General features: G+C 41.5%; 14 protein-coding genes. 3 read left to right on the top strand and 11 right to left on the bottom strand.

All coding sequences use genetic code 11. The features are described from left to right. Nucleotides 1-140: 140 nt before the first annotated feature. The 6 genes from NSQ34_RS14435 to malK all read right to left on the bottom strand — a co-directional run bounded on the left by NSQ34_RS14435 (nucleotide 141) and on the right by malK (nucleotide 7,610). Complete coding sequence (locus NSQ34_RS14435; protein ID WP_046313350.1) at nucleotides 141-1,100, bottom strand: ABC transporter permease; 960 nt, start codon at nucleotides 1,098-1,100, stop codon at nucleotides 141-143. Next, the gene (locus NSQ34_RS14430; protein WP_081124742.1) at nucleotides 1,101-2,147 is read right to left on the bottom strand and encodes an ABC transporter permease; all 1,047 of its coding nucleotides are present in this window, start codon (nucleotides 2,145-2,147) and stop codon (nucleotides 1,101-1,103) included. Further along, complete coding sequence (locus tag NSQ34_RS14425; RefSeq protein WP_046313354.1) at nucleotides 2,140-3,675, bottom strand: ABC transporter ATP-binding protein; 1,536 nt, start codon at nucleotides 3,673-3,675, stop codon at nucleotides 2,140-2,142. Before NSQ34_RS14425 ends, NSQ34_RS14430 begins: the two co-directional genes overlap by 8 nt. Before the next feature lie 159 nt (nucleotides 3,676-3,834). After that, a complete protein-coding gene (locus NSQ34_RS14420) occupies nucleotides 3,835-4,917 on the bottom strand; it encodes a BMP family protein (protein WP_024425935.1) in 1,083 nt (360 codons plus the stop codon). Nucleotides 4,918-5,311: 394 nt separating this feature from the next. Beyond that, the gene (locus tag NSQ34_RS14415) at nucleotides 5,312-6,019 is read right to left on the bottom strand and encodes a response regulator (protein ID WP_024423307.1); all 708 of its coding nucleotides are present in this window, start codon (nucleotides 6,017-6,019) and stop codon (nucleotides 5,312-5,314) included. Next, nucleotides 6,012-7,610: a malate sensor histidine kinase MalK gene (malK, locus tag NSQ34_RS14410; protein WP_024425933.1), complete on the bottom strand. Its 1,599-nt coding sequence runs from the start codon at nucleotides 7,608-7,610 to the stop codon at nucleotides 6,012-6,014. The genes NSQ34_RS14415 and malK overlap by 8 nt, the downstream gene beginning before the upstream one ends. 186 nt (nucleotides 7,611-7,796) lie before the next feature. Between malK and NSQ34_RS14405 the strand changes: the two genes are divergently transcribed. Then, nucleotides 7,797-8,354, top strand: coding sequence for a YufK family protein (locus tag NSQ34_RS14405; RefSeq protein WP_024423305.1), 558 nt, complete (start codon nucleotides 7,797-7,799; stop codon nucleotides 8,352-8,354). 41 nt (nucleotides 8,355-8,395) lie between these two features. Here NSQ34_RS14405 and NSQ34_RS14400 read toward each other — a convergent pair whose 3' ends face one another. From NSQ34_RS14400 to NSQ34_RS14390, 3 genes are all read right to left on the bottom strand, one after another. Next, nucleotides 8,396-8,806, bottom strand: a complete 411-nt coding sequence (locus NSQ34_RS14400) for a thiol-disulfide oxidoreductase DCC family protein (RefSeq protein ID WP_024425932.1) — start codon at nucleotides 8,804-8,806, stop codon at nucleotides 8,396-8,398. An 18-nt stretch (nucleotides 8,807-8,824) separates the two neighbouring features. Continuing rightward, nucleotides 8,825-10,726 carry a transglycosylase domain-containing protein gene (locus tag NSQ34_RS14395; RefSeq protein WP_268455972.1) on the bottom strand — a complete coding sequence of 634 codons (1,902 nt, stop codon included), beginning with the start codon at nucleotides 10,724-10,726 and terminating at the stop codon, nucleotides 8,825-8,827. Nucleotides 10,727-10,833: 107 nt separating this feature from the next. Continuing rightward, complete coding sequence (locus tag NSQ34_RS14390; protein ID WP_286072006.1) at nucleotides 10,834-12,012, bottom strand: MFS transporter; 1,179 nt, start codon at nucleotides 12,010-12,012, stop codon at nucleotides 10,834-10,836. A gap of 218 nt (nucleotides 12,013-12,230) precedes the next feature. On the opposite strand from NSQ34_RS14390, the gene kapD reads away from it, so the two are divergent. Continuing rightward, on the top strand, nucleotides 12,231-12,848 hold the full coding sequence (kapD, locus tag NSQ34_RS14385; protein WP_061110011.1) for a 3'-5' exonuclease KapD: 618 nt from the start codon (nucleotides 12,231-12,233) through the stop codon (nucleotides 12,846-12,848). On the opposite strand, the gene NSQ34_RS14380 is transcribed toward kapD, so the two are convergent. Then, nucleotides 12,845-13,237, bottom strand: a complete 393-nt coding sequence (locus NSQ34_RS14380; RefSeq protein ID WP_061110010.1) for a kinase-associated lipoprotein B — start codon at nucleotides 13,235-13,237, stop codon at nucleotides 12,845-12,847. The two genes, kapD and NSQ34_RS14380, sit on opposite strands and share 4 nt — an antisense overlap. A 92-nt stretch (nucleotides 13,238-13,329) precedes the next feature. Between NSQ34_RS14380 and NSQ34_RS14375 the strand changes: the two genes are divergently transcribed. Beyond that, nucleotides 13,330-13,509 carry a hypothetical protein gene (locus tag NSQ34_RS14375; protein WP_034282549.1) on the top strand — a complete coding sequence of 60 codons (180 nt, stop codon included), beginning with the start codon at nucleotides 13,330-13,332 and terminating at the stop codon, nucleotides 13,507-13,509. Here NSQ34_RS14375 and NSQ34_RS14370 read toward each other — a convergent pair whose 3' ends face one another. Continuing rightward, entirely contained in the window at nucleotides 13,510-14,802 is a 1,293-nt protein-coding gene (locus NSQ34_RS14370) for a HAMP domain-containing sensor histidine kinase (protein WP_070325962.1), read from the bottom strand. Between the last annotated feature and the right edge of the window lie 297 nt (nucleotides 14,803-15,099).

The following is a 15,099-nucleotide window of genomic DNA, read 5'->3' as shown; positions in this document are numbered from 1 at the left end:
AAGATTCAATGACACTCTTCTATTTATTAAACTAAAATAAGTGTAATAAAAGTAAAATAAACAGGGGTTTTTGAGTTTTTTATCATACAAAAATCCCCTGAAGGTAGTTTGTCCTTCAGGGGATTGATCATACATCGTATTTATCGTTTTCCTTTTAGATAAGGCGTACCAAGTGCTTTCGGTGCATCGGCACGTCCGATGAAGCCAGTAAGTGCTAAAATGGTGAGCACATATGGTGCTATGAGCATATACACATTCGGTATATCTTGGAACAGCGGCAGGAGAGAGCCAATGATGCTTAAACTTTGAGCAAATCCAAAGAATAAGGCGGCGCCCATTGCGCCAAATGGATGCCATTTACCGAATACAAGCGCAGCTAGTGCGATGAAGCCTTGTCCAGTAATGGTGGCATGTGAGAAATCAAGCGCGATCGTTGAGGCATAAACAGCTCCGCCAAGACCGCCAAACAGTCCACTAATGAAAACAGCGATATAACGCATCCGATACACTTTGATACCCATTGTATCAGCTGCCATTGGATGCTCTCCGACTGCACGAAGACGAAGACCAAACGGCATTTTAAATAAAACAAACCAAGCAACAACCGCAAGAGCTAAGGCGAGTATAGACGTATAATAAACATCTTTAAAGAAAATATCACCAATGATCGGAATGTCACTTAAAAGGGAGATATCTCCTTTATAGAAAGGCTCTGTAATTTTATCAGTTTGTGCTTTTCCATAAATCAGTTTGACGACAAACAATGTAGCGCCAAGTGCCAGCATGTTAATCGCCACACCACTGACCGTTTGATCAGCTCGGAAGGTAATGGTCGCCACTGCATGAATCAGTGAGAACAAACCGCCAACAGCCATTCCGACGAGAAGCCCAAGCCACGGGGTCAAGGCTCCAAACGTATCAGCAAAAAATAAGTTAAAAATAATGCTTGAAAATGCTCCGACGACCATCAACCCTTCAAGACCGATATTGACGACACCTGATCTTTCTGAAAAGACGCCTCCAAGAGCGGTTAAAATAAGTGGTGCAGCATAAACAAGTGTAGCTGGGACGATGATTTCAAGTATTTGCAGAAATCCCACTTATTTTCCCCCCTTTTTCTTCATTTGTTGAATCACAAGACGGATAATATAGCTTGAGGCGACGAAAAGAATGATGATCGCAATGACAATATCAACAACCTCAGTCGGTACGCCTGATTCAAGCGGCATATTTAATGCACCGACCTTCAATCCACCAAGCAATAATGCAGCAAGGACAACACCAACAGCCGTATTTCCACCTAATAAAGCGACGGCAATTCCATCAAAACCTACGCCTGTAAACGAGCCTTTAATAGAAGCATATTCAAATGTACCAAGGCCTTCCATAGCGCCTGCAAGACCTGCAAAAGCACCTGAAATGAGCATCGCATAAATGATATTGCGGCGAACGTTCATACCAGCATATTGTGATGCCTGCTGGTTCATACCAACTGCTCGTAATTCAAACCCTTTAGACGTTTTTTGAATAATGATCCACATTACGACCGCAGCAATAATGGCAACAAAAATACCGTTATGCATTCGGGAAAAATCAGTGATCTGCTCAAAAAATCCAGAGCGGAGCGACGCAGTGGCATCGATTTTATCTGTTTTATCTTTATTATCTGTTAAGACATTTGAGATTAAATAGTTTGTGACATGAAGGGCGATGTAGTTCATCATGATAGTAACGATGACCTCATGCACATAAAAACGAGCTTTTAAAAATCCAGGAATAAAGCCCCATAAAGCACCTGCAGCAGCTGCGGTGATGAGTGCAAGCGGCAGATGAATATACATAGGTGCATGGACAGTTGTTCCAATCCATACAGCGGCTACCCAGCCAACAAGCATTTGACCTTCTACACCGATATTAAACAGGCCTGTCCGAAATGCAAAGGCAACAGCAAGCCCTGATAAAATATAAGGTGTTACTTGTCTGATGGTTTCTCCCATATAATAGGTTTCACCGAAAACGCCATTCCAAAGGGCGCTATAGCCTTCGATGACACTATAACCGCTTGCCATCATAATAATGGCCCCAACCAAAAGACCAAGTACAATGGCTATAAGCGGAATCAGCAGATTTGTTAAGCGATTAGACATTTGCTTCTTTCCCCACTTCCTGTTGCGTACTTCCAGCCATTAATAGACCAAGCTCTTGCTCTGTTGTTTCTTTTGGATCAACAATGGCGACAATGCTGCCTTCGAAAATAACAGCGATCTTATCACTGACATTGATAATTTCATCAAGCTCAAAGGAGATGAGCAAAACGGCTTTGCCTGTGTCTCTTTGCTCGATTAGACGTTTATGAACAAATTCAATCGCACCAACATCAAGTCCACGTGTCGGCTGAGCGGCAATTAATAAATCAGGATTGCGGTCAACTTCACGGCCGATAATGGCTTTTTGCTGGTTACCGCCTGACAGAGCGCGCGCTTCTGTATATTCACTCGGTGTTCTGACGTCATATTCCGCAATGATTCGTTTTGCTTTTTGATAAATATTTTTCATATTCAATAATCCGAATTTTGAATAAGGACGCTGATAATACGTTTGTAAGGAAATGTTTTCTCCAATTGAAAAATCGAGTACAAGTCCATGTTTATGACGATCCTGAGGAATATGTCCAATCCCGGATTCGGTCACTTTACGAGGCGGGAGATTTTGAATGGCTTTCCCGTTTAGCATGATCGTGCCAGATTCTGATTTCTTTAGACCGGTAATGGCTTCAATTAATTCAGACTGGCCATTGCCATCTACCCCAGCAATTCCGACAATTTCGCCAGCCTTCACTGAGAGGTTCAACTGTTTGACCGCTTCAATTCCTCTGGCGTCTTTTACTGTGAGGTCTTGAATTTGAAGAACCTCCTCAGCAGGAGAAGCCGCTTTTTTATCTGTTTTAAATGACACTTCACGGCCAACCATGAGGCTTGCCAGTTCGTCTTTATTTGTACTTGCCACATCAAGTGTACGAATGCCTTGGCCTTTTCGGATAATGGTCACGCGATGACAGGCATCCATAATTTCTTTCAGCTTATGGGTGATTAAAATAATGGATTTGCCTTCATTAATTAAGTTTTTCATAATTTGTATGAGTTCTTTGATTTCTTGAGGTGTTAAAACGGCCGTTGGTTCGTCGAAGATCAAAATGTCAGCGCCGCGGTAAAGTGTTTTTAAAATTTCTGCACGCTGCTGCATGCCGACAGAGATGTCAGATACTTTTGCGGCAGGATCTATTTTCAAACCATAGCGGTCAGAAAGCTCTTGTACTTGCTGTATGGCTTGTTCTTTGTCAATCTTTCCAAACTTCTTTGGCTCTTTACCTAAAATGATGTTTTCAGCGACAGTGAAGGTATCGACAAGCATAAAGTGCTGATGCACCATTCCGATGCCTAAATCACTAGCATCATTTGGACTAGAGATGGTCACAGGTTTTCCGTGTACCTTGATTTCACCTTTTTCAGGCTGGTACAGTCCAAAAAGCACGTTCATGAGCGTTGATTTTCCAGCGCCGTTTTCACCAAGCAGCGCATGAATTTCGCCCTTTTTTAGCTGCAGCGTAATGTTGTCGTTTGCTACAATGCCAGGGAATTCTTTGCGTATATTCAACATTTCAATGACATAATCCACAGGTTTAACCGCTCCTTTTTTAGGGTGCTGATGAAGATAAAAACTAGCAAAAGAAAAGCTGCAAAACGAGGCTGCAGCTTTTCTTTTACCACCTTTTACGAATAAAGAGGAGGTAAAGGAGAGGCAAGGGGATAAGGCGCGCTTATCCCGATGCTCAAATTAAGCTTTAAAATCTTTTAGTTCATCACGTGTTGCAGGGATTTTCACTTCACCCTTGATGATTTTTTGTTTCCATTCTTCAACTTTCTTTAATACATCTTTATCAAGGTTTTCCTTAGATGGAGAGATGTCAAGAGCGCCTTCTTTCAGACCGTATGTGATCACTTCACCGCCAGGGAACTTACCTTCTTTTGCTTTCGTTGTTAAGTCTTGTACCGCTGTGTCTACTTTCTTAACCATAGAAGTAAGGGTGACACTTTGTTTTGTTCCAGGTACTTTTCCTTCGTCATACTGGTCTTTATCTACACCGATAACCCAAACTTTACGGTTAGGATCTGCTTTTTTCAGGTTTTTCGCTTCTGTGAAGACACCAGTTCCAGTGCCGCCAGCAGCATGATAGATGATGTCGACGCCAGATTTGTACATGCTTTCAGCTGTTGCTTTCCCGATGTCAGCCTTATCGAATGCACCGGCATATTTCACTTCAACTTTTGCTTTCGGATTAGCTGCTTCAACACCTGCGCGGAAGCCAACTTCGAATTTTCTGACTAATTCAGAATCAACGCCGCCTACGAATCCAATTTTGTTTGATTTTGTAGAAAGAGCAGCCGCAACACCCACAAGGAATGATCCTTCGTTTTCGTTAAATACAATGCTGGCTACGTTGTCTTTTTTCACGACTGCATCAACGATCGCAAAGTGGTTTTTCTTACGTTGATCCGCAATTTCAGAAATAGCATCTTCCATTAAGAAACCAATTCCGTAAATCAGGTCGAATTTCTCACGAGCAAGTGTGTTTAAGTTTGTTGTATAGTCAGCATCTGATTTAGATTGTAAGTAATCAAAGCCGTTTTTACCTTTTTTTAGATTGTTGTCTTTCCCAAATGCTTGTAAACCTTCCCAAGCTGATTGGTTAAACGATTTGTCATCGACACCACCGACATCAGTTACCATTGCAACAGTGAATTGATCTTTATCTTTTTTGCTTTCACCGCTGTTTGAGCCAGAGTTGCCGCATGCTCCAAGGATGGTTCCTGCTGCTACGACTAAGGACAATGCTAGTCCAATTTTGCGCTTCTTCAAAACATAACCCCCTATAAAATTTAAAAGTTTCAGAAAAGTCTCGCGAAAAAAGACCGATCTATCTCTTCTCACCCTTCTGAAGAGGGTATTTTATCCTGCTTTCTCATGAAACTTATGGAGGGCAGGAGAGAAGATGTGAGACATCAGACTTATATCTCGTTGAACTAATCAATCATAATTTATCATTTCCGATCGAATAAATAAATAGAAATTTGTTTTATTTTTAAAAAAATGTTAAATGGGTTTATTTGATGTCTTTTTATCTGCTGAAATATGATATAATGCCGCTTTTGTGATGTGCTTCGCTACAGCAGAACTACTGATATCAAGGGGTTTGTTACATCGTATGCCATAAAAAAACATCTGGCCTTTGTGAAAGGTCAGATGTAGCAGTTTAAAGATATTGCTGAATCAAATTCATATTGCTCGTGTTCAATTTATATTGGAAAACAGGACGTCCAATTGTCCCATACGCCATTTCAACATCCACCACTTCGATATCCTCAAGGAACTTCAAGTATTTTCTAATGGAGACTTGAGAGATTTCTGTATGATTGGCTAGGTCTTCGGTTGTGAAAGCCTGCTGGCCAAATGATTGAATGCTTGTCCAGATGAGTTTAAGTGTGCTTTTGGTCAGTCCTTTTGGCAAGAGGACTTTTTCCGCCTCTGCTTTTTTATGAAAAAGCTTCGCATCTAAATCATTTTGCGAAATGCTGTTCATGGATTGATACAGGGCGTGTTTCCGTTTGTACTCTGCCAGTGCTGATTGGAATCGTTCGAACTCAAAAGGCTTAATTAAATAATCAACTGCTCCGTTTCGCATCGTTTGCTGTACAACATCGACTTCATTTGCAGCCGAAATGACAATGACATCAACGGCATGATTTTGCTGGCGAATTTCTGTTAGTAATGCCAGTCCATTTTGACCAGGCATATAAATATCGAGCAGGACGAGGTGTATGACTTCTGTTTTTAACACTTCAAGTGCCTGCTGAAAGGAGGTGGCAATCCCCTTTAACTCAAAGCCGTCGATTTGGGTCAGATAGCGTTTGTTCAGCTCCCCAACCATTGGATCATCTTCTACTATTAACACATTAATCATGTGAATCCTCCTTTTGTTTATATGGAATGCGGAGACTAAAGGTCGTTCCTTCTCCTTTTTCACTCGTGACAATCATATGTCCGTTCAATTTCTTGATGCTTTGGTCAACGAAGTAGAGTCCGAACCCTCGGTCTTCTCCTTTAGTTGAAAAGCCTTGATCAAACATGATGTCTTGTTCTTCTTTCGTGAGACCAACACCTGTGTCCGTGATTTCAATGTGAAGCTGCTCATGGACGTATCTGAAGGAGATCGAGATGTTTTTCGTGTCAGTATGTGAAACAGCATCGAGTGCGTTATTTAACAAGTTGCCAATCACGGTAATGAGATCATGCGTCACTGCCGGGTCCTCCGTATTTGGCACTTGTGTGCTGCAAATAACCTCCAAGGCAGCGCCTTGTTCCCTGATATAGCTTTGTTTTCCTAGTAAAAATCCTGCTAAAACAGAGTTTTTCACATGGTTGATGATTTCATTTGTTTCCGTTTGCTGATAGATCGCAATATCTTTGATATAGGTGCCAAGATCATCGTAGTTTTTGAGCTGAACCAATCCTAAAATGACATGCAGCTTGTTCATAAATTCATGTGACTGGGCACGGAGCGCATTCGCATACATTTTGACCCCGCTAAGCTGTTCAGCCAGATGTTTCACTTCTGTTTTGTCACGGAAGGTGGCGATGGCTCCGACAATTTCACCTTTTACCGTAATTGGCACTTCATTAAAGACGAGCTCCAGTCCATTCATTCTCACGTCACGATCAAGCAGCGGCTTGCGTGTTTCAATGACCTGTTTTAAGCCGCTTGAAGGGAGGAGAGTTTGAACATCTTGTTCTCTAGGATCAACCATAATGCCCATATTATGAAAGAGCCGTTTTGCCTCTGCATTGGCCAGTTTGATTTTACCGTGCTGATCGACGGCAAGAATCCCTTCTTTTGTTGATTCTAGCATGGCGCTTCGTTCTTTTAACAATGTGGCGATCTCATCCGGCTCAAGTCCAAACATAATCTTCTTCACTTTTCTTGCCACAATGAGTGCTCCAATGATGCCAGATAGAAGGCTGAGTGATGTGACGAAGTAGAGTGGAAGTAAGCTTTGATGAATAATCAAGTCAATTTCCTTTAACGTAATCCCGACGGCCACAGCCCCAAGCTGCTTTCCATTTTGATCATAAACAGGAACAAAAGCACGCATGGATCTGCCGAGTGTTCCAGAAGCCGTACTTATATGTTCTTTCCCCTGTAATGCTGCTTTTTCATCACCGCCGGCAAACCGCTTTCCAATCTTCTGCGGATTCGGGTGTGTTTTGCGGATACCGTTCATATCCATGACGACAACGAATTCGGTTTTGGTGATTTGCTGAACACTTGTTGTATATTTTCGTAATGCGGAATATGAATGATTTTCTAATGATTGTGCGGTGATCGGTGCCTCTGCGACCATTTTGGCAGTAGAGAGAGCAATGTCACGTTCCTGCTGATGGATGTTCTTGGCTGTTTCCGACCATATCGTAAAGAATGTGATACAAAGGGAGATCAGGACAACGATGCACACAAAGATCGTCAGCCGTGTTTGCAGTCTTAAAGTTTTTTTCACGAGTATACCCCTAACGCACGATTTTTTTCGTAACAGTAATACTTTAACGGGAAAATGTAAGTTTGTGAAGGAATGTACGTGCAAAATCATAAATTTGATTTTGCTGTCAGTTTACTTTGAAAGCATCTTGTCAATCCGTTTTAAGTGAGCCATAATAAATGTGAGCTTATGAGAAAGGATCTATTTATGAAAAATACATATTTGACTGGATATTTTCCGCTGATTTCAATTTTACTATTCAGCTCTGCTTTTTCGATTTTCACAGTAGGTATCACGACTGATTTCTTGACTCAAGCAGGTATTTTAAAAGGAATGCTGGAATTTTTCTCTGAACAGGGCATTCGTCTTGCTCTCTTTGCTGCTTTTGCACTTGTTTATTTTATGATCTTATCTGCCTTAAAACTGATTGCAGATACGGTATTAGAGCTGGCGCTGCTCTTTTTCGCTAAGGACCCTGAAGGGGAGAACTTAAAGAAAATTCGGATTGCATCCGTTGTTTATTTATTTGCCAGCTTGCTAGCATTTCTGTTGACGCAGCAGCTCATTCTGCTTGTTGGACTTTTTGCATTAGCAAGTCTTGTCTATTTTATCTGGGTTGTGGTTCGCATTTATCAATCGCTTTCTATGCTGAATTTGATTGGGTTTATGATGTTTATTCTGCTGTTTTGGGCGACGTTTTTGATCGGTATTTTGTACTTATTTATTAAGCTTTATAACAGTGTGATGGCAAGTCTGCCTTCATAAGCAGACAAAGAAAGCATCCTCCAATGATGAGGATGCTTTTTTTATGAAAGAAACCGCTTTTGAATATCGGGTGTAGGCATCATACAAGATGTTTTTTGACCAAACCATTTATAGCGATTTTTTGCCATCAGCTGATAAAACCAATCACGGATTGGGCGAGGTATGGCAAGGAGTAAAAAGCTCCATCTGTAGATTCCTTTTAAATGCCGCGCGGCTTTTAAGATGCCTGTCGATTTCGTATAAAGGGTCCCTTTTTCGATATAAATGAATGAATTGAACTCATCTAAAGGCAAACCGTTTTCCTTTAAAATACGCTGCCCTGTATCTGATTGTAATGAAGCGAACATCATCCGTTCATTCGGATCGCGCTTAATCACAAACTGAACAGCGCCGCTGCACACGTTGCAGACACCGTCAAATAAAATTAAATGGGGTGGATGTGTTGAATGCATCGCAATCAAACCTCCTGTTTATCTGGCGTATTGCATCGTATTTTTCCAAATACGTAAGTGCGGGCTTGAATTGTAAATCGATTCGACCGTTCCTCTATCTCTTCCGACCCAGACACCCATTGTGTACTGATCTGTCAGTCCCACAAACCAAATATCTTTGTAGTCATTGGATGTCCCTGTTTTACCACCGATGTAAGGGGCATTGAAATTCGCTTTTTTCCCTGTCCCACTTTTCACAACGGAGGTAAGCAGCTTACGCATCGTTTCATTTGTACGCTGAGAATATACTTGCTTTGGCGACTCTTTCCACTTGTAAAGGGTCTTACCGTTTAAGTCTGTCACTTTTGTGATCGAATGACTTTGTGTGTAGGCTCCTTGGTTGCCAAAGACGGTATATGCATCTGTTATTTCTAGCGGTGAGAAGCCTTTCGTAAATCCGCCAAGTGCAGAAGGAAGGCGGTAATCATCCGCTACAATATGCTCAAATGAGAACTTCTCTAAATAGCTGAAGCCTTTTTTGACACCTACTGTATCCAGCATTCGGATCGCAGGGGTATTGTAAGAATGTTTAAAGGCTGTTTCAAGTGTGACTGTTCCATACGTTTTATGATTATAGTTCTGAGGACAGTATCCGCTGCTGCAAAACTTGCCGGCACTGATGGTGCTTGAAGCCGTTGCGCCGGTTTGATCAATATAAGGTGCATAGTCTAAAAGCGGTTTAATTGCAGAACCAGGCTGTCTTTGCGCTTGATAAGCGTAGTTAAAATCAAATTTCTTATAGTTTTTCCCGCCAGCAAGTGCAACAATTTGATGCGTTTCATGATTAATGACGGCTGATCCGCCTTCCACACCTTGGTAAGGCAATTGAGCATTGAGCTGATAGACGGCTCTTTGCTGTAAGGAAGGATCAAGCGCCGTATAAATTTTCACACCATCCTGGAGCAGGGCACTGACCTTTTCAGATAATTCCTTTTGAATCGCCTTTTTCGCTTCAGTTGTTTTGGCTTTCTTCAATCGTTTTGTAAAGCCCTCCTGATCAGACACAAGATCGGTAAACTCTCCATTGGCATATGTCACATAGTCAGGGTATAGGTTTTTCTTTTCACTTAAAGAAAGGCTGATTTTTTCTTTGACGGCTTTTTTGTATTGCTTTTTGGTGATGACGCCATCTTTCTTCAAAATACCAAGCAGTCGTTCTTGGCGTTTCTTTGTGTGCTTGAACTGCTTTAATGGGTCATACAGTGTTGGGTTGTTTGGAATAGCAGAGATAAATGCCATTTGTGCAAGTGTTAAAGAACTAAGCGGCTTATCAAAATAGTAATTAGCCGCAGAACCGACACCGTAAACACCATTACTGAAATAAATCGTATTTAAATAGCTTTCGAGAATTTCATCCTTCGAGAATTTCCGCTCAAGTTCATAGGAATAGAGCAGCTCCGTAAACTTTCGGCTGAACGAACGTTCATGGCTTAAATATAAGTTGCGGGACAGCTGCTGTGTGATCGTACTCGCTCCTTGGCTGATGCCATGGTTTTTGACGTTTGCAGCAAGGGCACGAACAACCCCCATAAAGTCAATTCCCTTATGGTCATAAAAGTTGCGGTCCTCTGAACGAAGGAACAGCTCCTTCACAGGTTCAGGGATTTTATCGTATTTCACGAACACCCGGTTCTCATCGTTTGAGACGATCTCGGAGATAAGAGAACCATCCCGGTCATACATATAACTGTTTTGGGAAAAATCTATCTTTTCCAGCTTGATTTTTTGATCAAGCACTTCGTTAACAGGCTTTACACTTGCAGCTTCTTCCTTTGATAGATAAAAAGTCAGAACAAATAGTGGGATGAGGGCAGCAAGTAATAACCAACCAATGATTGCACGAAACATGAGGTCACTCACTTTCTTCAATTTTCTAGCCATATCGTACCATTGTTTTGCGAATACGAGAAGGTTATTTTTAGAAAAGAATGGGCGTGAAGTCTAGTGAATAAGGCTTTTACGCAAGAAAAAAGAGTATCTGAAGATGATCAGACACTCCTTTCATTCGTCTTCGCATGCGAGCGGACCGCCCATAAAAATAACGCACCAAACAGAAAAATGCCGGCAGTGACATAAAAGACAGCTGGAATCCCGTAATGACTCGCCACAATGCCGCCGATCACCGGACCGACGACATTCCCAAGAAAACGGAAGCTGACATTGTATCCGAGCACTTCCCCTTGCATAGAAGCAGGTGCTTTGATCCGGATATACGCCGTCGTACACGGAATAATTCCGCCAAGTGCCATCCCGTATAGGAAACGGAAAATGACTAACATGACGTATGAATCCGCCATCGCTTGCGGGATGAATAAAATAGAGGAGAGGATGAGAAGGGCAAGCAGCACCTTGTCGTGACCAATTCGATCTCCGAGATCCCCCCATTTTCGCGTGAACAGCAAATTGCCAAGTCCAGTTGCAGAAAAAGCAAGCCCCGCATAAAAAGCGAGATTGACAGGACCATGTAAATCATGAATGTATAAAGCCAAAAGCGGCTGTATGCTAAAGTTCCCTACCTGCGTAATAAACGTTAAAAGCATCGTGACCACAAGCAAAGGCTGTTTGAAAATGTGAATGAGTACATCCTTCCGTGAGTAAGAAACTCGCTTTGCTTCATTTGACCGGATCGGCTGTTCCTTTACTCCGAAGATAATCACAATAGCTGACACATAAATGACAGCCGCTGTGAGGAAAAACGTATAAATAAATCCGACGCTGTCTGCCATGAATCCGCCCATTAACGGACCAAACAATCCTCCGGCGACATTACTCATCTGCATCGTTCCGAGGGTTTTACCGGCAGTTGCCTTTTCAGTCTGTGCAGAAATCAGTGCCATTGAAGTCGAGATAAAGCCTGTGACAAGCCCCATGAAGAGCCTTAGTGCAAATAGCTGATACACGGTGTGCACAAGCCCCATTAATAGAATACTTGTGGCGATGCCAATACCGTTAATTAATAATATCTTTTTATAGCCATGCCGGTCGCCAATCCGCCCCCAAATCGGAGAAATCAGGAAGGCTGTTAAAAACGTGACCCCAAAGACATAGCCGCTCCATCTTTGAACAAATTCATTTGAATAGCTGCTATCAAGAGATTCTATGTAAAGTGATAAAAAAGGGACGATCATTGTAATACTCGCAGATACAAAAAAGTTCACAAACCACATGATGTACAAGTTTTTCTTCCTGTTTGTGATAGAGACCACCTTCTTTATTTATTTCGTGTTCCTTAATAATTATAAAGGAAAATAAACGATCTTTCATCAGATGAATAGGTTGGGCATAGTGAATCTGCATTATTTTCACGAAAATGAAGTGATTTCAAGGTCCGTCTTAATATAATGGTATGAGAATGAAAAGCTGACGAAAAAGTGAGGTGAAACTGGTGGAACAGAAGACGGTGCTTGTGGTCGATTTTGAATTTACGATGCCTGATGGAAAATATCATCCACAAAACTTTTTTCCTGAAATTATTGAAGCTGGGGCAGTGAAAGCAGCAGATGAAACGATCATAGACACATTCTCTAGCTACGTCAAACCGAAAAAGTTCCCGAAGCTGACGAAGCGCTGTAAATCTTTCCTCGGAATTACGCAGGAGGATGTAGAGAGCGGGATTTCATTTGAGGCGTTTATCGAGAAGCTCGTGTCACTTGATGGGGGAGAGAATTGTGAGATTATTACGTGGGGCAACATGGACATGAAGGTACTGAAGCAAAATTGTATGCTCAATCATATTACCTTTCCTTTTAAGGGGAAGCTGAGGGATCTGGCTTTTGAATATAAAACCTTTTTTGGTGACCGCACACTGACAGGGCTTCGAAAAGCGGCAAAGGAATACGGCAGTGAAGGAGCTGGTAAGCATCATAAAGCACTCGATGATGCCATGACGACTTATCAGCTGTTCACCCTTTTTGAAAAAGACAGAGCCTATGTGGAAAATCCGCAAACAACCAAAATTGGTGAGCTGATCGATTTCTCACATTTTTTTGATTCGGCTGATTAGCGGATGTCTTCTGGAAAATAATCTTTTTCAAGAGAAGATAGGCACGCTCTTGATTTTTCAGCCCATTTAGAATCATCCGCACGGAGTGCTTGTTTCAATTTATCTACAGCTTCTTTCAGTGACTCTTCATAATCAGGTATATCGCCATCATAAGGCTTCACCATATGATGAGGGATATTTGTCTGTTCTCTATAGGCCAAAGCCCGCCTCTCTTGGAAAAAAGGCACGTCTGCTTCTTTCGGATGATGCAGGTCGCCTTGAGTGGGATGTGTCAGAACGGCTTTTACTTGAACGAGATAGGTCGATGGTTTCACTGCTGTCACTTCCCCAACATATACACCTGTTTTATAAAAACCTTTCACAACTTGTCCAATTTGAATGTCTGTCATGTGAAATTCCTCCATTTCCTTCTCATCGGAAGGTATTTCATTTCTTTTAGCCAATATAGTGAAGTAAACGAGCAAAAGGGGGGGAATGGCGAATGATGTCGTTCATCGTACTTTTTCTACTATATTTTCCTGAAGATAAAAGGGAGTACATCCCAGCGGCTATCACCACGGTGATTTTCTTTATTGCTGCATTTATTTGTTTTCGGCTCATCGTTCGTGCATCTAAGAAGCAGGAGCGCATAGATGAAAAAAGAACAAAAAAAATGGATTAATCATTTTCTTCTTGTATCTTCAGGAAATTTCACGGTGACGGTTGTTCCAGATTGCAGCGAGCTTTTGAAACGAATGGTTCCATGGTGATTTTCAATAATAGAAAAAGTCACTGTCAGCCCAAGCCCAGTCCCTTTATTTTTCAAGGTGTAATAGGGTTCGCCAAGCTTTTTCATTTGGCTTTCTGTCATACCTACACCGTTATCAACGAAATAAAGGCAGATCTTATGATTTTCTTTTGAAGCAAAAAGTTCTATTTTCCCTTCATGTTCAGGAGCCGCTTCTATCGCATTTTTGATTAAATTAATCATGACTTGCTTGATCTTCGTTACATCCCCTTGAATGTATAAGTCAGGTTCAATGGATTGATGAATTGTGACCGATTTAAAATTCGCATAGGATGTCATCAGTGATGCACATTCCTCAAGTAATTTAGAGAGATTAAGAGATTCAATTTGATAATAGTTTTGTTTTGCAATGTCAAGATAGCTCGTGATAATGTCCTGCGCACGGTCTAACTCGGACAGAACGAGATTCTTATAATCTTTATTAGCAGGTGGTTCTTTTGTATTATCACTCGAAAAGAGCAATTGAATAAAGCCTCTCACAACTGTCAGCGGATTGCGTACTTCATGGGCAACGCTTGCAGCAAGTTCACTTACAATGGTCAGTTTTTCTGACTGGACAAGCTGTGATCTCATTTCCGCATTTTCTTTCACGAATTCAATGGAATAGATACTGAGCACAAGAAAGAATATGTAGTAAAGAGTTGAGAAAAATAACTCAAGGAGCTTTTGCTGCATAATAAAAGCTGGGTTGTATGCCATTAAGCTGACCGCAAGCAGGCCAATGTAAATAAAGAATCCTTTGGATAAACCGATAAGCACTCCGTAAAACAGCTTATTTGGCTTCGAATATTGATGCCATTTTCGGTAGAACAGGAATGGGATGAAAAAGTAAATTGGGACAACGATGAGCCCAATCCATAAGAAAGAGCCGTACATCACGAATTTGACAATGATGCTTATCAAGATGGCAACGATCCCCGCCATGTATCCTCCGTATAAAATAGCAAGCACAAGGGGAATGGATTGAAGCCCAGTCTGCAAATCTAAAATCGAACCAACTGGATACATAATACATAGTGCTGAAGAGATGGATGCGAATACTGTGATGAGCAGTTTATTCGTTTTTGGGAAATGAGCAGGGGTCCGGCTTAGCCATAGCGCATGATATAAAAAGATTGGAAATAGAATAAAAGATACATGGAGCAGAAAATCCTTGAACATTTCCATTTAAATGCTCTCCTCGTAAATAATTGTAATTCCTCTCATTATATCATTTCATGTACAAAGTAGATATGATAAAAGGAGGGTTTTTTTCTTTAAAAAGAACACCCGTTAGGATGTTCTCAGATTGTTGACAAAGGGCTAAAATGATCTTGATTTTAGCCCTTTGTCTTCTTTTCAGCGTGATAGAAAACCTTTGCAGTCTAGGAAGGACGAGTACTGGCGCGGAGCGAATTTGACATTCGTGGGCACCAGCACGCAGGACTGACAAAGAATGCGAGGGTTTGTCTACGCGCTGAGAAC

It is taken from the genome of Bacillus sp. FSL P2-0069 (genome assembly GCF_038593315.1).
Lineage (GTDB): Bacteria > Bacillota > Bacilli > Bacillales > Bacillaceae > Bacillus > Bacillus safensis.
Note: the sequence above shows the minus strand (reverse complement) of the source record. Positions and strands in the feature narration are given on the sequence as shown.